This is a genomic window from Winogradskyella sp. PC-19 (assembly GCF_002163855.1).
In the GTDB taxonomy this organism is placed as follows: domain Bacteria; phylum Bacteroidota; class Bacteroidia; order Flavobacteriales; family Flavobacteriaceae; genus Winogradskyella.
The window spans coordinates 1,897,460-1,918,625 of the sequence record NZ_CP019332.1; the positions used below are offsets into that span (position 1 = coordinate 1,897,460).

Annotated in this window: 16 protein-coding genes; 6 read left to right on the top strand and 10 right to left on the bottom strand. The window is 34.2% G+C overall.

What is annotated here, in order from left to right; translation table 11 throughout:
* Positions 1–98: 98 nt before the first annotated feature.
* Positions 99–281, top strand: a complete 183-nt coding sequence (locus tag BTO05_RS08665) for a twin-arginine translocase TatA/TatE family subunit (protein ID WP_087492287.1) — start codon at positions 99–101, stop codon at positions 279–281.
* Positions 282–346: 65 nt separating this feature from the next.
* Here the strand turns inward: BTO05_RS08665 and BTO05_RS08670 are convergent, their stop codons facing one another.
* The 3 genes from BTO05_RS08670 to BTO05_RS08680 all read right to left on the bottom strand — a co-directional run bounded on the left by BTO05_RS08670 (position 347) and on the right by BTO05_RS08680 (position 4,279).
* Entirely contained in the window at positions 347–1,324 is a 978-nt protein-coding gene (locus BTO05_RS08670) for a DUF4837 family protein (RefSeq protein ID WP_087493318.1), read from the bottom strand.
* Between the two features lie 22 nt (positions 1,325–1,346).
* The gene (locus tag BTO05_RS08675) at positions 1,347–3,020 is read right to left on the bottom strand and encodes a LysM peptidoglycan-binding domain-containing protein (RefSeq protein ID WP_087492288.1); all 1,674 of its coding nucleotides are present in this window, start codon (positions 3,018–3,020) and stop codon (positions 1,347–1,349) included.
* Positions 3,021–3,091: 71 nt separating this feature from the next.
* Positions 3,092–4,279, bottom strand: coding sequence for a phosphoglycerate kinase (locus BTO05_RS08680; protein WP_087492289.1), 1,188 nt, complete (start codon positions 4,277–4,279; stop codon positions 3,092–3,094).
* Between the two features lie 112 nt (positions 4,280–4,391).
* On the opposite strand from BTO05_RS08680, the gene BTO05_RS08685 reads away from it, so the two are divergent.
* On the top strand, positions 4,392–5,555 hold the full coding sequence (locus BTO05_RS08685; RefSeq protein WP_087492290.1) for an ATP-binding protein: 1,164 nt from the start codon (positions 4,392–4,394) through the stop codon (positions 5,553–5,555).
* Between the two features lie 31 nt (positions 5,556–5,586).
* Here the strand turns inward: BTO05_RS08685 and BTO05_RS08690 are convergent, their stop codons facing one another.
* From BTO05_RS08690 to BTO05_RS08710, 5 genes are all read right to left on the bottom strand, one after another.
* Positions 5,587–6,126: an OmpH family outer membrane protein gene (locus BTO05_RS08690; RefSeq protein WP_087492291.1), complete on the bottom strand. Its 540-nt coding sequence runs from the start codon at positions 6,124–6,126 to the stop codon at positions 5,587–5,589.
* Between the two features lie 224 nt (positions 6,127–6,350).
* Positions 6,351–7,202, bottom strand: coding sequence for a class I SAM-dependent methyltransferase (locus BTO05_RS08695; protein ID WP_087492292.1), 852 nt, complete (start codon positions 7,200–7,202; stop codon positions 6,351–6,353).
* A gap of 80 nt (positions 7,203–7,282) precedes the next feature.
* A complete protein-coding gene (gene mnmG, locus BTO05_RS08700) occupies positions 7,283–9,154 on the bottom strand; it encodes a tRNA uridine-5-carboxymethylaminomethyl(34) synthesis enzyme MnmG (protein WP_087492293.1) in 1,872 nt (623 codons plus the stop codon).
* Between the two features lie 82 nt (positions 9,155–9,236).
* A complete protein-coding gene (gene ybeY / locus BTO05_RS08705; RefSeq protein ID WP_087492294.1) occupies positions 9,237–9,647 on the bottom strand; it encodes an rRNA maturation RNase YbeY in 411 nt (136 codons plus the stop codon).
* On the bottom strand, positions 9,640–13,206 hold the full coding sequence (locus tag BTO05_RS08710; RefSeq protein ID WP_087492295.1) for a DUF4175 family protein: 3,567 nt from the start codon (positions 13,204–13,206) through the stop codon (positions 9,640–9,642). Before BTO05_RS08710 ends, ybeY begins: the two co-directional genes overlap by 8 nt.
* 153 nt (positions 13,207–13,359) lie before the next feature.
* Between BTO05_RS08710 and BTO05_RS08715 the strand changes: the two genes are divergently transcribed.
* The 3 genes from BTO05_RS08715 to gltX all read left to right on the top strand — a co-directional run bounded on the left by BTO05_RS08715 (position 13,360) and on the right by gltX (position 18,717).
* Positions 13,360–14,403: an alkane 1-monooxygenase gene (locus tag BTO05_RS08715; RefSeq protein ID WP_087492296.1), complete on the top strand. Its 1,044-nt coding sequence runs from the start codon at positions 13,360–13,362 to the stop codon at positions 14,401–14,403.
* Between the two features lie 101 nt (positions 14,404–14,504).
* Positions 14,505–17,105 carry a hypothetical protein gene (locus BTO05_RS08720; RefSeq protein ID WP_087492297.1) on the top strand — a complete coding sequence of 867 codons (2,601 nt, stop codon included), beginning with the start codon at positions 14,505–14,507 and terminating at the stop codon, positions 17,103–17,105.
* A gap of 97 nt (positions 17,106–17,202) precedes the next feature.
* Positions 17,203–18,717 carry a glutamate--tRNA ligase gene (gene gltX / locus BTO05_RS08725; RefSeq protein WP_087492298.1) on the top strand — a complete coding sequence of 505 codons (1,515 nt, stop codon included), beginning with the start codon at positions 17,203–17,205 and terminating at the stop codon, positions 18,715–18,717.
* 69 nt (positions 18,718–18,786) lie between these two features.
* On the opposite strand, the gene BTO05_RS08730 is transcribed toward gltX, so the two are convergent.
* Complete coding sequence (locus tag BTO05_RS08730) at positions 18,787–19,452, bottom strand: hypothetical protein (RefSeq protein ID WP_087492299.1); 666 nt, start codon at positions 19,450–19,452, stop codon at positions 18,787–18,789.
* 141 nt (positions 19,453–19,593) lie between these two features.
* Here BTO05_RS08730 and BTO05_RS08735 point away from each other — a divergent pair, with 141 nt between their 5' ends.
* Complete coding sequence (locus BTO05_RS08735; RefSeq protein ID WP_087492300.1) at positions 19,594–20,523, top strand: SPFH domain-containing protein; 930 nt, start codon at positions 19,594–19,596, stop codon at positions 20,521–20,523.
* Between the two features lie 73 nt (positions 20,524–20,596).
* On the opposite strand, the gene BTO05_RS08740 is transcribed toward BTO05_RS08735, so the two are convergent.
* The gene (locus BTO05_RS08740) at positions 20,597–21,085 is read right to left on the bottom strand and encodes a DUF1761 domain-containing protein (protein ID WP_087492301.1); all 489 of its coding nucleotides are present in this window, start codon (positions 21,083–21,085) and stop codon (positions 20,597–20,599) included.
* Between the last annotated feature and the right edge of the window lie 81 nt (positions 21,086–21,166).

Genomic DNA, 21,166 nt, shown 5'->3' on the forward strand with positions numbered 1-21,166 from the left:
AAAATCCCCAAAAGGGTAAGTGATTAAATCCTAAAGTTAAACGAATAACGCCGTAATTGAACTTTAATTACTAACTTTGCACACATAAACTATATGTTATGATTTCAGGAAGTATTTTTTTAGCAGTTGGTCCATGGCAATGGGTTATCATTGGTTTGGCTGTAATTTTATTATTCGGAGGAAAGAAAATCCCTGAATTAATGAAGGGATTAGGAAGCGGAATTAAAGAATTTAAAGACGCAAGTAAAGACGATACGTCAGATAAGGACACTAAAGAATAAGCGTCTTTTATATAAAATAAAAAAGCCAACTCAATTGAGTTGGCTTTTTTTATGATTATTTATTACTATTTAATCTTTATAGACTTGATAATAGACTCTAACTCAAAAACATATTCACGCTTATCTAAAGAAGGCGCATAAACGTAACCTTCTGCCACTAAATACCTGTTATTCACCTTGTCTTCAATTGCGTAATTGATAAAAGGGCCACCCATTGGTATTTTATCGTCAGCTATTTTCCAAACACCCCTGATTTCGTAAGCTGGTTTGTTATCAATAATAGATTCATATATAGATGGTGCATAAGCTTTTTCTGTAATCATTTGCATACCATCTTCTCCTGGAATCCCTTTTGCAATCATTGTGTCTCGCATATTAATAATGTCTACCACAGTACCGTCATTTTTTCTGATAGCATCTAATGGGTAGCTGTAAAACATCAAATCCATTGTTTTATTATTACTCAAACTCTTTCTTACCCAATAAAAATCATCTTTTGCACTGGCTATTCTGTAAGCCGAAGGAATATCTACCTTAAAGCCTAAAGCATCTTCCATAGCTTCATCTTTGAGTAATGATTTGTTAATACGTCTCAACTTTTCAGCGACCTCTCTTTTGGTAAAAGCATCAATAATTTTTGCTTGACTTTCTTTTATCTGACTGATAATGTCTTGGTCTGTTTTACCTTTGACTACAACTACTGTTTGAGGTTTTGCATATATATTCTCTTTGATTTCAATGCCTGTTGAGTCTGTTTTTTCAATCTTAAGTATAATACGACTTCTAGTTGCAAATCCACTAAACACTGGTGTTGGTATTTGTTTTAAAGAAAACATCGGTTCCTCAGTTGGTAAACCTTTTGCTGGTGCTGCTAATGTTTGTCTTATCGCTTCACCAACTTTGTCTTCCCATAGTAAATTATCGGCAACAACTGAAATTGAATTAATATTACCTGAAGATGCTGATAAATAACGAACGTTATCTTTTTTTTCATCACAACTAAACACTAAAAGCAAGCAAAAAATAGATACTAATTTTTTCATTTTATTGTTATTTAGAATTGGTTTATTTGGACACCACAAGAGTCATTCCAATTTTGAGTTTGTTACTACTAATATCGTTCCAATCTTTTAAATTCTGAACAGAAACACCATTAAATTTTTGAGCAATACTCCAAAGACTATCTCCGGATTTTACTTTATAAGTTTGTTTACCTGCTTTACTGACCGTCGTTTTAGGCTTTGATTTAGTACTGGATTTTGATGTTTTTCCCCCAGGATTTCTTGGGTAAATGGTAAGGCGTTGTCCAATTTTAAGATTGTTACTTCTTAGACCATTCCAACGCTTTATACTGCTAACACGAACACCATATCTACGTGCTATTTTACCTAAATAATCGCCGCTTTTTACGCGATATCTAATCTTTGTATCATTTTCAAAAAACTGTGGTAATGGCTTTTCACGCTTATCTAACTCAGCCTTGGCAAAGGCGTAAATTTTATCTTCATTAGCAACAAAGCTTCCAATAGCATGACGCGGTAATCGTAATGTATAATTTTCGTCTTTTATATATGGAATAATGTCTAATTTATAAGATGGGTTAAGGTATTGCAACTCCTCAATATTTATATCAGTAACCTCAGCGACTTGATCTAATGTTATCATTTGCTTAACACGGATGGTATCAGTTTCTACATACTGATATTTTGGTCGTTCAGGTTTAAATCCATGTTCATCGGCAAATTCAAAAATATACATAGTAGCCAAAAAAGCTGGTAAATAACCAGCTGTTTCACGTGGAAGGTTTTGTCTAATATTCCAATAATTAGTATAGCCACCAGAACGTCTTATCGCCTTTGACACATTACCTGGTCCTGAATTATAAGATGCTAACGCCAAATCCCAATCACCAAAAATCTTATATAATCTAGCGAGGTATTTTGCAGCTGCTTCTGTAGATTTTATAGGGTCGCGACGCTCGTCGACATAACTACTAACGTCTAAATCGTATTCTTTTCCTGTACCAAACATAAACTGCCATAAACCCGTTGCACCTACTCGTGAACGTGCTCTAGGCTTTAATGCAGATTCTACAATCGCTAAATATTTTACTTCTAACGGAATATCTTCCTTATCTAAAGCTTCTTCAAACATTGGAAAATAAAAATGACTCAAGCCCATAAGTCTAGACATTGAAGTTCTTCGTGTTTTTAAATAACGCTTGATTACATTTTCTAAAGAAGGATTATACTCTACATTAAATGGCGTACGAGCATTAAGTCTTTTAAGTCTAGATTTTAGTGTATCTGTTGATAATTCTGGATAATCTACTGGTTTGTAATCTAACTCAGTAACAGATTTATAAATGGTGTCGTAAAGGGAGTTACTGTATAATTCTTCAAGCCACTTTTCATCTAGCTTAGCAGCATATTCATTATCCTCTAGTTTTTTTATTTTCAAACTATCATTGACTGCAGGTATAGTTTTATCGATTTTTGGTTTGCCATCAATTGCAGCGTTTACAATTACTTTGGGCTTTTCTGCTACTGAATTATTAGAAATAAATTCTTTATAATATGTAATACCTTCAATAATAGTATCAATAGCATAAGTTCTTCCAGCAACAAAATCTTTTTCGGTAATGCGTTTTTTATCCGGATTAGGAATGGAGTCCTGAGAAAGTACAGGAATGCTCATAAACACTATCGCAATGAATAAAAAAAGTTTTTGGATACGCATAAAATATATGTTTTAACAATGCTAACGAAAAACAGCGTTAAATTCGTGTTTTACTCAACAATTTTTAAAATTTAATCCAATATCGCTGCAATCCCTGGTAATGTTTTTCCTTCTAGGCTTTCTAACATAGCGCCTCCACCAGTACTAACGTAGCTCACTTTTTTCTCAAAACCAAATTGCTTTACAGCGGCAACAGAATCACCACCACCAACAAGAGAAAATGCACCATTTTTTGTGGCTTCTGCAATAGAGTTTCCTAATTCTATAGTTCCACTAGCAAAAGTTTCCATTTCAAAAACACCTAAAGGGCCATTCCATAAAATAGTTTTGCACTGCATGACTACATCATCAAAAATTGCTTTTGATTTTGGTCCCGCATCCAAACCTTGCCATCCATCTGGGATTTGTGTAACGTCAATAACTTTTGTTTCAGCGTCATTACTAAAGGCATCGGCAGCCAAGACATCAACTGGTAAATGAATTTTTACATTTTTGGCTTCTGCTTGTTTTAAAATATCTAAAGCCAAATCCATTTTATCGTCTTCGCAGATAGAATCGCCAACGCTTCCGCCTTGTGCTTTTATAAATGTAAATGTCATGCCACCACCAATAATTAAGTGATCTACTTTATCTAAAATATTTTCAATAATCGTAATTTTTGAAGATACTTTGGCTCCGCCAAGTACAGCTAAGACAGGTTTTTCGCCATTGTCCATTACTTTTTTAATGCTCTCAATCTCTTTTGCTAAAAGGAAACCAAAACACTTGTTTTCTGGAAAAAAGTCAGCAACTATAGTAGTTGAAGCGTGTGCACGATGCGCTGTACCAAATGCATCATTAACATATATATCTCCTAATCTTGAAAGTTTTTCTGCAAAATCTCTGTCACCTGATGTTTCTTCAGGATGGAAACGAAGATTTTCTAATAACAAAACGGTTCCTGGCTTTAAATTCTTTGCCAATTCTTCAACTTCTGCACCGACACAATCTTTGGCTATAATCAATTCTACACCAACAATATCTTCTATAGCGTTCTCTAAATGACGAAGTGAATACTTATCCTCAACACCTTTTGGTCGACCTAAGTGGGACATCAATACGCAACTTCCACCATCTTCTAAAACTTTGATGATTGTAGTTTTTGCAGATTGAATTCTTGTTGCATCAGTAACATTAAAATTCTCATCTAAGGGCACATTAAAATCCACGCGGATTAAAGCTTTTTTATCTTTAAAATTGAAGTCGTTTATAGTTTTCATTGGTGTTAAATTTATTAAACAAATATAAGGTCATAAAACGCATTTGACAAGACGCCAACTTTAAGTTATTTCCAAAGTTTTTAAACGCCAAAATAATGCATAGATTTGCTTTATGTTGTTTTCCGAAATTTTAGGTCAAAATCATATCAAGTCTCACTTAACAAAAAGTGCAGACGCGGGTCGTATTCCGCATGCACAATTGTTTGTTGGCCCAGAAGGTTCGGGTACTTTACCGATGGCAATTGCCTATGCACAGTATATTTTGTGTAGTAATACAAATTCTGAAAACACAGAAGGCAATCAAGCTTGTAACCTTAAGTTTAAAAATCTGTCTCATCCGGATTTACATTTTGCATTTCCAGTAACCACTAATGACAAGGTAAAACGCCATCCTGTATCTAGTCATTTTTTAGAAGAGTGGCGACAACTTATTGACCAACAACCTTATGGTAATTTGTTTGATTGGTACAAAATGTTAGGTGTGGATAATAAGCAGGGGCAAATTGGTGTAGACGAAGCTTTGGATATTGTAAAATCCTTAAGTCTAAAATCGTATGAAGGTGGCTACAAAGTAATGCTTATTTGGATGGCTGAAAAGATGAATACTGCATCTGCAAATAAGCTTCTAAAACTCATTGAAGAACCACCTGAAAAAACTGTTTTTATTCTTATTGCTGAAGACGAAGAACAAATTATAAGCACTATTAGGTCACGCTGTCAAGTTTTACACTTTCCGCGTTTACCGGAAGTTATTATTGCAGAATCATTAGTCAAAAAATATAATATCGACCAGGCTATTGCTAATAAAATAGCGCAGCAATCCAACGGAAATTTTAATAAAGCTTGTGACCTTATTTATCAAGATAGTGAAGATATTCAGTTTGAAAAATGGTTTATTGCTTGGGTACGTTCTGCCTTTAAGGCCAAAGGAAATAAGTCAGCAATTAGAGAGTTAATTGCTTGGTCTGAGGATATCGCAAAAACTGGTCGTGAAACACAAAAGCAGTTTTTACATTTTTGCATTAATTACTTTAGACAAGCCTTATTACTAAATTATAAAGCAAACGAATTGGTATATCTAGAGCCAAAATCGGAAAGTTTTAAGCTAGAAAAATTTGCACCTTTTGTGCACGATGCTAATATCATGGATATTACCAAAGAGCTTCAAGATGCTATTTATCATATTGAACGTAACGGAAACTCAAAGATTATTTTAACGGATTTATCTATAAAACTCACAAGATTATTACACAAAAAAAGTCAGGCAAATGCCTGACTTTTAAATTATTAAGTTAAAATAAATTATTTTATTTCTCTTCCTCTGTACTTTCTTCTTCGGTATTGTACTCAGCGTTTAAAGCATCTGTAATTGTTTTAGTTAAATCACTCGCTTCTTCTCCATATATAACACTTCCTGCTTCATTTTGGCCAAATATATATGCGTAACCATTAGTCTTTCCATAATCTTTTACAAAAGCATTCATCTTTTTTACAACAGAGTCCATTTCTTTATTGAAGCCAATCTGAAGAACTTGCTGGTCTTTCTGAAATTGTTGAGTTAATATCTGATTTCTTTGACCTAACTCGTTATATTTTTCTTGAGCCTTTTTTTGTGACATTCTAGACTGCGCTAATTGAAATGCTTTTACCTCTACCTGAAACTCATTCTCGATACTATCCATTCTTCTCTGAAAAACTTCGTTACGTATTTTATAAGTTGCTTCAATATCTTTTTTCATCTGGAATTCGTTAAGAACATCTCCGTTATTTACGAAGCCTGTTTTTTTCTGCTCTTGGCAAGATGAAAATAGAATAGCTATGATTAATAATTTGAATACAGATTTCATATGTTTTTATTTTTAGTTTAAATTTTGGTAAATGTATAAAAGTTGATTGATAATCAATATTAAATATCAATTATTGACCTATTCTATTCCTAATAACTATTTTGATAATTTTTTTCTATCGAAATCGACTTCAAATTATAGGGCTTTCTACTTCTTTTTTTGTCTAGCATATATAGCTTAAGCTGTATGTGCTAAAACTGCCTTAAATCGCTTCGTTTTGTGTTTTAACTCTTTTTAAAGACATAAATTAAAGAAGAATACTCGCTAGAGCGTTTTGCTTTAAGATTAGAACGTAATCCAATCCAAAAAGCTTTAAATGGATTCATAAAACCATTTTTATATTTCTCAGAAAGTAAACTCACATAGAACGCATCGAACAACATTGGTTTTGTAATAACAAGATTGAAGCTGTGTTTTTGAAATAACATTTTGATTCCTTTTTGAGAAAAATGCCAAAGGTGTCTTGGAACATCGTAAGCTGCCCAAAATGATTTATAATGTTTAGCGTCATAACTTTTGTGATTTGGTACAGCTATAACTAATCTTCCTTCTGGTTTTAATAAATGATTAAATATCTTAATATGATCATCTAAATTTGGAAGATGTTCCAACACATGCCAAAGCGTAATCACATCAAAACTGTTGGCCTTTAAGTTTTTTAAATGTTCGATTTTGTAAACAACATTATTGTTTTTTTTATTTGCAATGTTTCTTGCTTTTTCATCAGGCTCAATTCCGGTGATTTTCCAATTGCTACGACTTGCTGTTTCTAAAAAATCTCCTGTTCCGCAACCAATGTCCAAAAGGTTTTTGTTTTGAGCTTTAAAAGAATTAATTAAACCCACTTTCTTTTTTAAAGCTCTTTTTCTAACCAGATGATAAACTTGTTCTAATAAATTTCTTTTTGAATCCGTGTGCGAAATATAATCCTCACTTTTATAATATGCGTCTAAATTTTCAGGAGCCGGTTGAGGAGAAGTTTCTAATATGTCTTCAAACTGATTGTATATCAAATCGAATGTTTCGTTTGAAACAGAGTAATCTTTTACGGTAAGAATTTGGTTGTTATCTTTCATTTGAAACAAAAATCTATATCCAGTTCAGAACAAGAAGTATTTATGTTTACATGATATGTTCCACGTGGAACATCATTATATTATCGTCCTAAATACACTAACAAAACAGAAATATCCGCAGGTGAAACACCACTAATTCTTGATGCTTGTGAAACAGTTACTGGCTGAATATCGCTTAATTTTCCTCTTGCCTCTAAACTCATAGATTGTAATTTTGAGTAGTCAAAACCCTTAGGGATTTTTACATTTTCTAATCTCTGAAGTTTATCCGCATTACTCTTTTCTTTTTCAATATATCCAGCATACTTAACCTGAATCTCTGCTTGTTCTAGGATTTCAGTATCTAAGTTATTTTCTAAAATGTATGAGTTCACAGAGGCAACTTTTCGCATATCAGACATGCTGATTTGAGGTCTTGCAAACAACTTAAACATCTTGTCCTTTTGCCTTACTTGAGCTGAGTTCTTGGCCTCTAAAATTGGATTTATTTCTTTTGGCTCTACGCTGGTATCTTTAAAGAACTGAACGAAATTATCAGATTTACTCTGCTTTTCTTCCATTCTTCTCAGGCGTTGCTCTGAAGCTAGACCCAATTCGTAGCCTCTTGGCGTCAATCTAAAATCGGCATTGTCTTGCCTTAAAAGCGTTCGGTATTCTGCTCGAGAAGTAAACATGCGATAAGGCTCCTCTGTACCTTTGGTAATTAAATCATCTATTAAAACCCCTATATAAGCTTCATCTCTTCTAAGGGTAAAAGCTTCTTTCTCTTGTACTTGTAAACTAGCATTTATTCCAGCCATTAGCCCTTGAGAAGCTGCTTCTTCGTAACCCGTAGTTCCATTAATTTGTCCAGCGAAAAATAAACCATCGACTAACTTAGTTTCTAGTGTATGTTTTAATTGGGTTGGTGGAAAATAGTCATACTCAATAGCATAGCCTGGTCTGAAAAATTTCACATTCTCAAAACCGACTACAGAACGTAATGCTTTAAACTGAACATCTTCGGGTAGCGATGTAGAGAATCCATTGACATAAACTTCGCAGGTATTCCAGCCTTCAGGTTCTACAAATAATTGGTGTCTGTCTTTGTCTGCAAATCGGTTAATCTTATCCTCTATTGATGGACAATATCTTGGGCCTACACTTTTAATTCTTCCATTAAACATCGGCGACCTATCAAAACCTTCTTTTAATAAATCGTGTACTTCTTGACTGGTATAAGTCATGTGACAAGAACGTTGATTTTTTAAAGGTTGAGTTGTATCCAAATAAGAAAATTTATCCGGGTTTTCATCTCCTGGTTGCTCTGTCATTTTAGAATAATCTAAAGATCTTCCATCAACACGTGGTGGCGTTCCTGTTTTCATTCTACCTGAATCAAAGCCGAAATCTAGTAACTGCTCTGTTATTCCTGTTGCTGCTCTTTCTCCTGCTCTTCCTCCTCCAAAGTTCTTTTCTCCAATATGGATTAGCCCATTAAGAAATGTTCCGTTAGTAAGTACTACTGATTTTGCTTTTACTTCAATTCCAAGAGATGTTTTTACGCCTTCGACTTTACCGTTATTAACTATCAATCCAGAAACCATTTCTTGATAAAAATCTAAATTTCTAGTGTTTTCAAGGAGTATTCTCCAATCCTCAGCAAAACGCATTCTATCGCTCTGAACTCTTGGACTCCACATAGCAGGTCCTTTAGATTTGTTTAGCATCTTAAACTGTATTGCAGATGTGTCTGAAACGATTCCGCTATAACCACCTAAAGCGTCAATCTCTCTAACGATTTGTCCTTTTGCAATTCCACCCATAGCAGGGTTACAAGACATCTGCGCAATGTTTTGAAGATTCATCGTAATTAACAATGTTTTGCTGCCCATATTGGCAGCTGCAGCTGCAGCTTCGCTACCAGCATGACCGGCACCAACAACTATAACATCATAAACCTCGTTAAACATAATCTATATTCTTATTGTTCCACGTGGAACATTATTGTGATTAAAATTTTCAGTTTGCAAATATACGCTGAAAATGTGGATATTATATACGCTTAGATAAGTAGTAATCTTCTTTTGAGCGCATCTCTTTAGCATCGTCTTCAGACTTATCTTTATAGCCACAATAATGCAAAACACCATGTGCCATAACTCTAGAAAGCTCTTCGGAAAAAACTACTTCAAAATCATTTGCATTGTCTCTAACTCTATCTACAGAGATATAAATATCTCCATGTAGTTCTTTTCCTACGGAGTAATCAAAACTTATTATATCCGTAAGCGTGTCGTGGTTTAAAAAATTTACATTGATTTTATGTAAATAGTCATCTGAACAGAAGATATAATTGATTTCGCCTTCCCCACAATTTTCCTCTTTTATTAAATCGGAGATCCATTGTGAAAAGTTATTTTCGCCTTCAAGTTTAAAGTCAGTTTCGTAATTAAAGCTAATCATTTGTACTCTTAAAATAGTCTTGCAGTTTCTTTTTGAATTGCGAGCGCAAAGGTAAGGCTTGTCTATTCAATATTTCGGTAGTATTAAAATATTGTTTTGCTGTTGGTATTTGACTGTTTGTTTTGCTATTATATTCTTTTCTGTTTGTTTTGGATTCACGCTTTTCATCTTCTCCCTGAGTGAATGTAGCATTTTCCATTTTTAACAACTGATGCTGCAAATCCATCATCTTTTGAAGTGTCTGGTTGGTAAATCCCTTATTGATAAGGTCAAGCTCAACTTCTTCCATTTGCTTTATTAAATCGCCCGCGTTACCTTGACTGCCTTCTTTTCCTATTTTATCTTGAAGTGCTTGTCTTAACTTTTGTTGTTGCTGATATATTTTATAAAGTTCTCCATTGAACTCTTCGCTACCACCTTCGCCGTAACCATCATTTTTTTCTCCTTCACCATCTTCATCGCCATTCTTTCCGTTCTTACCATCTTTACCATTTTTCCCTTCTGAACCTTTTCCTTCTTTTCCATTTTCACCTTGGTTTCCTTCACCCTGTTTTCCTTCTCCTTCTTTACCTCCAGATTCTTGTCCTCCTTTTTCGCCACTCTTTCCTTGTTGACCTTCTTGTCCACTTTCGCCTTCTTTCTTGCCCTTTTCTCCGTCTTTTCCTTCTTCACCTTCTTTCTCGCCCTTTTCTCCTTTTTCGCCTTCACCAGGCTTTTCTCCCTCTTGCATCTTTTTCATGGCTTCTTCCATCTTTTTATTAAGCTCCTCTTGACTCATAATAATATCTGGGAGTTGCATCTCGCCTTCGCCGCCTTGCCCTGGTTGCATATTCATAGACATTTCCATATTGTCTAAAATATTACTTAACATGTTTGCTAAAGAGTTTGCTGCTGTGACTGTGTATTGTTGTGAAGACACACCTTGATAAATACGATTTTCGGTTAATTGACCTAAGCTCTTATCGATGTTGAAATAGACATCGGTTATCTGAGAATTAATCTTTTCTGAAATTTTTGGGTTTCTTAATGAGAGTGCAAACAAACTGTCGTCTACATGTTCAAAATGTTCTTTTAGTGTGCTTTGCTTGATAATGAATTTGCCATACTGGTTATGGTTAATATCAATCTCATTAAATCGTTCCATTAAATCTTCTTGATCAAAAGAGAATAGTACAAGATTATCTAGTATTTGACGTAACATCTCGACATCTTCTTCTATTTTTGGTCCACCGCCACCACCAGACATCATAGATTGTTTCATCATCTTGCCAAGTTGCTTCATTTTTTTTGCAGCAGCCTTTTGTTTGTTTTTTGCTTTTTGCATTTCACTTTCTTTTTGTGGCTCACTTTTCTCGAGACTTTCTTTTGCTTCTTTTTGGTCTTCTTTTATACTTTCTTCCGTAGGTTTATCTCTTTCTATATCTTCAGGTTTTCTGAGCTTTCTATTTTCACTCATTAACTCATCAATAGCTTTTTGAATTTCTTTAAATTCTTTGTTTAATTTCTCTTGCGCTTCTTTAGTGTTTTCTTTTGGCGATTTTTCAGAAAGTTCTTCTTGTTTTTTAGAAATCTCTTCTAATTCTTTTTGAATTTTCTGTTGTTTTTGAGTGACATAAAAACGCTTTGTCAACTCTAAAAGTTGTTGCATACTGCGTTTCTTGTTTTTATTCTGCTTAGCTAATTCTTCTAGTTTTTGACTGAACTCTTCTTTGTTAATCTTTTCAGTCATTTTTTCTAACTCTTCGAGTAATTTCTCATCTTTTTTGAGTTGCTCTTCATTTTCTTTTAAACGTTCTTTAAGATCTTCTTTAAACTCGTCCTTCTCTCCTTTTTCATCTTTTTCTTTTTGAAATTCTTCTAAATTTTTTTGCAGCTTTTTGTTGAAGTTTTTCATCAACTGCTCTTGCTGTTTTTGACGCTTAAGGAATTCTTCGAATTTCTTTTTATCATTAAAATTTAAAGCTTCTTTTTCTTTTTGAGTTTTAGAAAGTTCCTCAAGTTTTTTGTCTTGCTCTTCGAGTTTTTCAAACGTTTTACTTATATTTTTTATAGTCTCGTTTTGCTCGTTAAGTTGCTTTGTTTCTTCTTCGTCTCTAGTGCGTTTGCGATAGCTAAACACGGTACTTTTTACGTTTTTAAAGTTGTGAATCGCATCGTTATCAAAAACCTCGAAATACAAGTTATAAGCAACGCCGTCTTTGACGTCTAACTGGTCAGGAAATGCACTTACAAATTCAGAAAAATTAGACTTAGAGATGTTAATTGGAATCACTTTTTTCTGAGTTTCGTTATCTGATGAATAATAGACTAACTGCAACTTACGCAAACCATAATCGTCACTTACTTGTCCATAAAAGTAAAGGCTTTGTTGATCTACAGAGTCTTTTTCTACCTTAATATTTAATTCTGGATAGGCGTCTTTTACCACATTAATAGAAAATGCTAGACTCTCGTAATTGGTAAGATTTTCATTACTTGTATTAATACTATAGCTATAATTTCTGTATAGTCGTTTTGAGGCTTCAAACACTCCTGAGTCGTTTCTGGTAAATGAAATTGTATCGTTAGAATAAATATTAACGTCAGAGGTTGATTTGGTGTTAATACTCCAGGTAATATTTGTGCCTTCTGGAATGACAGCACTGCCTGTACTTTTCAAAATTTCATCACGCTTTTGAGTGTGATTTGGATAGTCCAAAATCATATCAAAACCAACTAATGTTGGCACATTTACAACATTTAGCTCATACGCTTTAGACACCACATCGTTAGCTAAGAGAGAAAATGTTATGTCCTCTTTAGGCTGACTGAAGACATATTGAAACTCTCCTGGTATATTTTGTTGTAAAAAGTACGTTTGATTCTTGTAATCTATTTGCACTTGGTCAGGAATAATATTACCAACTGTTTTTACGATAAGTGTAAAGTCTTTATTCTCAATGGCCCGAAGCTTATCGTTAACTACAAAAAACTGAAATGGAGCTGGTGGCTCGTAAGCTGTTTGGTAATTTACAACACGCTCGTAACTATCACTAAACCAATTTATTTTACCTGTTATAAATGATAAAAGCAAAATCACAACAGGAATAGCCGCGTACTTTAAATACTTAAGGCTAGACTTAAAGTTTATTGCCATTTGAAATGGAATCGGTTTTAATTCTGCTGATTTTTGCTCGATACTTGCTAGTAATAAATCGGATTGTTGGTTGTTTTGATTAAGTTGTAGCACATTGAGCAGTTTATCATCCACCTCAGGAAAATGATTCCCGATTAACTTACTAGCTGTTTCGTAGTCAATACCTTTTCGAAGGTTAAAAAGTTTTGCTAATGGGATAATTATAAATCTTGTAAAGAGTGCTAATTCTACCGCTATAAAAGCCCAAAACAATATAGTTCTAGCTGTAGGGTTTAACCATAATAAATACTCAATCAAGAGTGTAATCATTAGATAAAGGACGCCAATAGCAAAAAACAAAATAGCACCTTTAAGTAATTCATTTGTGTAGAATTTCTTGATAAACTGCTGTAATTTGACTTGTATGGTCTTAAAATTGCTCATGCTGACTTCAATAACTTACTAATCTACAATTTTATTTTAAGTGACGATTTCATAAATTTGATAAGTTTCTGTTAATTTAGACTGTTTTGGTGTTAAATTGGGTCAAAATTATTCAATTTCATCATTTTTTAAACAAACACTCTTTAAATACCTATGAAAGACCTCAAATATTTAGCCGCGTTTTCAATTCCTTTGTTTGCTTTTTTAGGTTTATATCTTCAAGGGTATTGGGTATGGGCAACGCCAATATTTGCATTTGTATGCATTCCTGTTTTGGAACTAATATTTCCTGTAGATACAGATAATTTTTCTGAATCAGAAGTTGATAGTCGATTAAAGAAAAGACTTTTTGATTGGCTTTTGTACCTAAATTTACCTATCGTTTTTGGTTTAGTGGCTTACGGTTTGTTTGTAGTTACAAGTTTTAGTCTTGAAACCTATGAGTTTGTGGGGCTAATTATTTCGGTCGGAATTGTGTTAGGAGTTAATGGGATTAATGTTGCTCATGAACTTGGTCATAGACAGACTACAAATGAACGTTTTATAGGCAAAGCACTGCTTATTCCGAGTTTCTATATGCACTTTTTCATAGAGCATAATTATGGGCATCATTTGCATGCAGCTACTCCTGAAGACCCAGCAACGGCAAGGTATAATCAGTCCGTGTATTCATTTTGGTTAACCTCAACATTTCGTCAATATTTTAATGCTTGGAATATTCAAATGAAGCTATTGAGAAATAATTCGCGTTCATTTTTTGGCATTAAAAATGACATGCTTTGGTATAGCTTAATTCAAATTACCTATTTAGTTATGGTTTCGTTTTACTTTGGTTCAACTGGATTAATTTTTGCTTTAGCCTCGGGAGTCGTTGGGTTTATTTTATTAGAAACGGTAAACTATATCGAGCATTACGGCTTATTACGTTTACAAACAAAATCGGGTAGGTATGAGCGTGTAAGAGAGATGCACTCATGGAATTCAAATCACGTTATTGGGCGCATTGTTTTATATGAATTAACACGTCATAGTGATCACCACTATAAATCTTCAAAAAAATATCAAATATTAGACTGCCATGACGAAAGTCCTCAAATGCCCTTCGGCTATCCAACATCAATGGTATTGGCTATGCTACCGCCGCTTTGGTTTAAGATTATGAATAAGCGTGTACCAAAAAGCATGATACTAAGTTAACCAAAGTTTAGATTCTAGATATTTATACTTCAAACCATTGGTGAATTAACCATTACGTCTGATTTTCTTACATTTACAAACTATTATTCAATCAATCAAACATGAAAACCTTTACTAAATACCTTTCTTTTTGTTTTTTAATTCTCTTTTTTTCTTGTGTCAACGAACCCGTAGATTTAAGTATACCAAATGGTGAAGACCCAACACCAATTCTTGTAAATTTTGAAGAAAATTTTGGTTCGCAAGTTACCGCTGATTTCTTTGGGAGAATTGTTGATGAAGACAAAATGCCTCTCGAAGGTGTATCAATCATAATTGGTTCTACAACGACAACCACAGATGCATTTGGTATTTTTTCTATTAAAGACGCTAATGCCTTTGAAAACTTTGCCTACATCACTGCAAGAAAAGCTGGCTATATAGACGGTTCTAGGAGTTTAGTACCGTCAATTACTGAGGTAAATCAAGTTGAAATAATGTTATTGAAAGAAGATATTACTGCAACCATTTCTTCTGGTGTAATAGCTGAGGTTAATTTAGGAAATGGTGCTTCTGTAACTTTTGATGGTAACTTTCAGACAGAAAACGGCGCTGAATATAATGGCGATGTTAAGGTTGTTCTAAAACATTTAAATCCTGATGATAGTGATATGACTATGATGATGCCTGGAATGCTATTCGCACAAAACTCCAACGGTGGTCCGGTTGCTTTAGAAACTTATGGCATGTTGGCTGTCGAATTGTTTTCAATTGGAGATGAATCGCTTCAGCTTGCTGATAATAGTACTGCGCAGATTAAAATCCCATTACCAAATAACACTATAAATCCTCCTACAATAATGCCGTTATGGAATTTTGACGATGAAAAAGGCTATTGGATTGAAGAAGGAGAGGCTACTTTAGAGGGTAATTTCTACATCGGTAGTGTAAGTCACTTTTCGTTTTGGAACTATGATTTTCCTTATCCGTCAATAAATTTATGTATAACACTTCAGGATACTAATGGCAATCTGTTGCCAAATACAGCTTTGGATTTATATTCAGAATTACTAAATATTACCGGGACGTATGGCTATACAAACAATGCCGGTGTAGAATGTGGCTTGGTACCTGCTGACGAAGAGCTTACAGTTAGTGTGTATAGTAGCTTGTGCCAAAACTCACCTTTTACGACTACTATTGGCCCATTTTCAAGCGATACCAATACAACTATTATTGTTGAATTAGAAAATAATGTCACCTTATCAGGAACGTTTTTAGACTGTGACGGTAATGCTATTGAGAATGGTTACGTTCAATTTTTTGTTAATGGTCAGTCACAACTTATTCCTGTTTCTAATGGGGCAATCGATTACACCTTTAACAGTTGTGGTGCTTCGGACTATTCTTTAACGGGTATTGATTTGGAGAACGACCAATCTACTGAAGTTATTACAGGAACTATTGATGCGAATACAACAACAATAGATTTAGGTGAATTTAGTGCATGTACGGCTTTTGATGATGCGGATAACGATTCTATCGCTGATGTTTTAGAGGATGTCGATGGTGATGGTAATCTAGATAATGATGACACCGATGGTGACAGTATTCCTAACTATTTAGATGAGGATGATGACAACGACGGCATAAACACCATAAATGAAGATTACGACGGTGATAACGACCCAACCAATGACGATACTGATGACGATGGTATTGCAAATTATTTGGACGCTAACGATTTAAATCTTTTTGATGCAGAAACTGGAGGTAATGGTTGTGAACCTGTGACTTATGATTTTGGTGCTTTGTTTGCCAACATTTACAATGTGCCAAACACAGATTATGTGTTTTATGAAACTGAAGCAGACGCAACATCAGAAATCAACTCTATAACATTGCCTTATACACTTCCATTTGCGGATGCGGTTTTAAATCCAACAATATTTGTAAAAGCAACAAGTAGCATTACTGGTCAAACAAGAATTGCTAGTACATTCTTGTTCTTAAATTATTTAGACACTGACAACGATGGATTAACTGATTGTGAGGAGATAACAGGTATTGACGACCCTAGCACTAATTTGGTGCCAACTGGAATTAGTGATGAAAATGACCCTAACGACCCTAACAATGTGGTTACAAGCCCTAATGATGGTTTGCTAGAGGTTTGCGACGATAACAACGATGGTTTTGCTGAGTTTAATCTTAGTAGTATGGATGCTTTTTACTTAAATGGTAATGACCCGAGCATTTTTCAAATATCATATCATCTAACTGAAGCTGACGCCTTTAATGATGTAAGCCCACTTCCAATTTTATTTACCAATACTACAAACCCGCAGATATTGCATGTTAGAATTTTTGACAACAATACAGGAAACCTAGATATAGCCCTGTTAACTTTAGAGGTTAACGAATCTCCCATAATTCCGGCAGATTTATCTTTGACTGAATGTGATGTTAATGCGGATGGATTAGCTGCTTTTAATTTAAGTACTATAGATACACAAATAGCTGATGAAAACCCCAATAACGATGTTATCATAACGTATTATAACTCACAAGCTGATGCAGAATCTGGAGTCAACCCAATTGATTCTGCTGGTTTTTCTAATACTGATGTCAGTTCTCAAACTCTTTTTATTAGAGTTGAAAACATAGCCTCTGGCTGTGTTAGTTTAGGAGACGTAAGTTTAGTTGTAGATACAGGCTGTTAAATAATAAAAACTAATTATACTAAAAGCTCTTTTAATTAAAGGAGCTTTTTTTGTTGGCTTCAATTATCAAACTATCTTTGCGCTTTAATTTATAGCTATGTCTAAAAACGTACGTGTGCGCTTTGCACCAAGTCCAACAGGACCTTTACATATTGGTGGTGTAAGAACTGCGCTTTTCAACTATTTATTCGCAAAAAAACATGGTGGCGATTTTGTCTTACGCATTGAAGATACCGACCAAAACCGTTATGTTGAAGGTGCTGAAGATTATATAGTTGATGCACTAAATTGGTGTAATATTCCTTTTGATGAAGGGCCAGGAAAAAATGAAAAATTCGGGCCATACAGACAAAGTGAACGAAAGCATTTATATAAACAATATGCCGATAAATTAATTACTGAAGGTAAAGCCTATTATGCTTTTGATACAGCTGAAGCATTAGACGCTGAACGCAAAGGGCATGAAGCTGAAGGAAAGACTTTCATTTACAACTGGCACAATCGCGAAAAAGGCCGTTTGGTAAACTCATTAGTTTTAACTGCTGAAGAAACACAGGCTAAAATTGATGCAGGCGAAAATTATGTGGTTAGATTTAAGTCACCTCAGGACGAGACGCTTCATCTAAAAGATATTATTCGTGGAGATATTAAAATTGACACCAATGTTTTAGATGATAAAATTTTATTTAAAAGTGACGGAATGCCAACCTATCACCTAGCTAACATTGTTGATGACCATTTAATGGATATCACTCATGTTATTCGTGGTGAAGAATGGTTACCGTCTTTGGCTTTACATAAATTATTGTATAATGCTTTTGGTTGGGAAGCGCCAGAATTTGCGCATTTACCCTTAATTTTAAAACCAACAGGAAAAGGGAAATTGAGTAAACGAGATGGCGATAAATTAGGTTTTCCAGTATTTCCTTTGGAATATAAAGCTCCAGACGGAACTGTTTCAAAAGGTTATAAAGAAGATGGGTACTTCTCTGAAGCTGTCATTAATTTTTTAGCCTTTTTAGGCTGGAATCCAGGAACCGAACAAGAGTTGTTTTCTCTTGAAAACTTGATTTCAGAGTTTGATTTAGAGCGTGTAAACAAAGCTGGTGCACGTTTTGACCCTGACAAAACGAAATGGTTTAACCACCAATACATGCAACAACAATTAGATTTAAATTTAGCTGAACAGTTTAAAGCGCTTCATGCTGAATTATCAGAAATTGACGTAAACTATATTGCTTTAGTTGTTGGTTTGATTAAAGAGCGTGCAACGTTTGTTAATGAGTTTTGGGGATTAAGTCATTTCTTTTTTACGACACCAACGTCTTATGATGAAAAGGCTTCTAAAAAAGCATTAAAAGAAGGTACGTCTGAAATTATGGAAACTGTAAAAGGTCTTGTATTAAAGACTAACGACTTTTCAGTTGAAAATCTTCAAACGAATATTAAAGGTTGGATAACAGATAACGAAATTGGTTTCGGGAAAGTCATGATGCCATTGCGATTGGCTTTAGTTGGAGCGCTTCAAGGACCAGATGTTTTTGATATCATGTTTATGATTGGTAAAAACGAAACTGTAAAGCGTATAGACAATTTAATTAAATCGATATAAATTATTCAGATTCTTCGCTTGGCTCAGAATGACATTCAGATGAAGAAATGAATGCTGAGTATTTACAAATCAAAACACAAACATAGCAGAGAAAACAAACATGTTCTGATTGCCTTTAAAATCAACATCTTCAGAGAATGTTTTATCATTTAGTTTTCCTAAAATGTTTGTAAAGCCATAAATATACTGTCCTCTTATCTTGAAACTGTCAAAACCAGCGGTCAAACCAACTGTTGCATTAACATTAAAATTAGAGATTTCTAATATGTCATTTGCTCTTATGGTATTAAAACCGTCAATGATATAAGTTTCTTTTGTTTCGTCTTCAAGGTCTAAATCACTGTTGTATTGTAGCATTGGTCCAGCATCTAAAGTCAAGTATTTTTTTATGAGTTTGAGATGGCCAACTAAAGCTATCTGCGCTGTAAATATTTTATAATCAACAAATTCTGCCTGAGTACCGCCAAGAGGTAAAGCGGCTATACCCAATTTGTTTTCCCCTAACTGAATGTTGTAACTCACATTATACCAACGGTGCGGTATATCAACAGTTGCAGCCAAACCAACTATCCAACCATTTCCTTTTTCTGTAGCAAAATTGTCTGTATCAATATCGAACTGTGTTAAACCTCCATAAACTCCTATACCGTTTTGGATACGGTAATTTTGAGCCGAGCTAATTGTAACAAAAAGTAGGCTTAAGACGACAAATGTTTGTAATGATTTTATTTTCATAGTAGTTGGGGTTTATTTAAAAGCAAACCTAAGAAAAACTTTAGTCAATCAATTTTATTTTTCAATTAAGTCGACAAGTCTAAAAATATAACTTAAATTTAGTTTCATTTCGTATCTCATTAACCATTAAAAATATAAATTATGCAACCTTACTATTACATTCCTTTTGCCTTTTTTGGAGTCGTTATTTTACTCGGAGCAGTGTTTACCGTAAAACAACAAACAGCTGCTATAGTTGAACGATTTGGAAAATTTTCTAGAATAAGTCATGCGGGTCTAAGATTTAAAATTCCATTGATTGAACGAATTGCAGGTAGGCTTAGCTTGAAAATTCAACAATTAGATGTTATTATCGAAACCAAAACTTTAGATGACGTATTTGTTCGTCTTAAAGTATCCGTTCAATACAAGGTTATTAAAGAAAAGGTTTATGAGGCGTTCTATAAACTAGATTATCCACACGATCAAATCACATCTTACGTTTTTGATGTGGTCCGTGCTGAAGTTCCAAAGATGAAACTTGATGATGTCTTTGTTCGTAAAGACGATATTGCTATTGCGGTTAAAGCAGAGCTAAATGAAGCTATGATGACCTACGGTTATGATATTATTAAAACGCTTGTAACAGATATTGACCCAGACGCTCAAGTAAAAGAAGCCATGAATAGAATTAACGCTTCTGAACGCGAAAAGATTGCTGCACAGTTTGAAGGTGATGCTGCGCGTATTTTAATTGTCGAAAAAGCAAAAGCTGAAGCCGAAAGTAAACGTTTACAAGGTCAAGGTATTGCTGATCAGCGTCGTGAGATTGCTCGCGGATTAGAAGAGTCTGTAGAGGTGCTAAATAAAGTGGGTATTAACTCCCAAGAGGCTTCTGCGCTTATTGTTGTAACACAGCACTACGATACACTTCAGTCAATTGGTCAAGAAACTAACAGTAATCTTATTTTGTTACCAAACTCTCCGCAAGCAGGTAGTAATATGCTTAACGATATGGTCGCTAGTTTTACGGCTAGTAACCAGATTGGTGAGGCTATGAAAAACGCTAAAAACAACAAAAAAGAAGAATAGTGTTCATTAACTTTTTTAAAATAAAAAACCCTCGAAGTACAACTTCGAGGGTTTTATTTTTATTATAAGTAATCTAAACCCATCCACATAAGATTGCTCCCATAATTGTAAGTACAAGTGTCCAGTAACCAACGTTTATAAAAATATGTTTCCATGATTTTCTTTCAAACAAGCCGTTGGTACCCATAATTGGTAATACAATGAATATTCCAGCTAATAAACCATGTAATGCGCCGTGTTTATAAGTTCTAAAATTAGTACCATAGTCGTCCATAAACGCTTGAAAAGATGGTAAGATACCTTCAACAGTTGGGTCGCCACCAATCATTTGTACAGCACCAGTTTGGTGAATGGTTAAAAACTGTAGAAAAAAGGATAATAAAACCGAAAAAATGAGTGATACACCAAAGATAACAGCCATGTTTCCGCTTTTCATCTTTTCTTCAGTCATGCCAGATTCTCGCATCCAAACGTTCCCAAAAAGAGCTGGATTATACCATAAGAATCCTAAAACTAGAGGTACAACAGCAGCAACCGCTATTGCTAAATAATTAAATTCCATTTGATTTGATTTTTAGTTAGTATGATTTAAAAGTACAAAAAAACCTCTAAGAGTATTCCTAGAGGTTTTTTAATCTTATCA

Bases quoted from the DNA above. Each gene is read 5' to 3' on its own strand.
- BTO05_RS08665 (WP_087492287.1), top strand. From the start codon at position 99: ATGATTTCAGGAAGTATTTTTTTAGCAGTTGGTCCATGGCAATGGGTT.
- BTO05_RS08670 (WP_087493318.1), bottom strand. From the start codon at position 1,324: ATGAAAAAATTAGTATCTATTTTTTGCTTGCTTTTAGTGTTTAGTTGT.
- BTO05_RS08675 (WP_087492288.1), bottom strand. From the start codon at position 3,020: ATGCGTATCCAAAAACTTTTTTTATTCATTGCGATAGTGTTTATGAGC.
- BTO05_RS08680 (WP_087492289.1), bottom strand. From the start codon at position 4,279: ATGAAAACTATAAACGACTTCAATTTTAAAGATAAAAAAGCTTTAATC.
- BTO05_RS08685 (WP_087492290.1), top strand. From the start codon at position 4,392: ATGTTGTTTTCCGAAATTTTAGGTCAAAATCATATCAAGTCTCACTTA.
- BTO05_RS08690 (WP_087492291.1), bottom strand. From the start codon at position 6,126: ATGAAATCTGTATTCAAATTATTAATCATAGCTATTCTATTTTCATCT.
- BTO05_RS08695 (WP_087492292.1), bottom strand. From the start codon at position 7,202: ATGAAAGATAACAACCAAATTCTTACCGTAAAAGATTACTCTGTTTCA.
- mnmG (WP_087492293.1), bottom strand. From the start codon at position 9,154: ATGTTTAACGAGGTTTATGATGTTATAGTTGTTGGTGCCGGTCATGCT.
- ybeY (WP_087492294.1), bottom strand. From the start codon at position 9,647: ATGATTAGCTTTAATTACGAAACTGACTTTAAACTTGAAGGCGAAAAT.
- BTO05_RS08710 (WP_087492295.1), bottom strand. From the start codon at position 13,206: ATGAGCAATTTTAAGACCATACAAGTCAAATTACAGCAGTTTATCAAG.
- BTO05_RS08715 (WP_087492296.1), top strand. From the start codon at position 13,360: ATGAAAGACCTCAAATATTTAGCCGCGTTTTCAATTCCTTTGTTTGCT.
- BTO05_RS08720 (WP_087492297.1), top strand. From the start codon at position 14,505: ATGAAAACCTTTACTAAATACCTTTCTTTTTGTTTTTTAATTCTCTTT.
- gltX (WP_087492298.1), top strand. From the start codon at position 17,203: ATGTCTAAAAACGTACGTGTGCGCTTTGCACCAAGTCCAACAGGACCT.
- BTO05_RS08730 (WP_087492299.1), bottom strand. From the start codon at position 19,452: ATGAAAATAAAATCATTACAAACATTTGTCGTCTTAAGCCTACTTTTT.
- BTO05_RS08735 (WP_087492300.1), top strand. From the start codon at position 19,594: ATGCAACCTTACTATTACATTCCTTTTGCCTTTTTTGGAGTCGTTATT.
- BTO05_RS08740 (WP_087492301.1), bottom strand. From the start codon at position 21,085: ATGGAATTTAATTATTTAGCAATAGCGGTTGCTGCTGTTGTACCTCTA.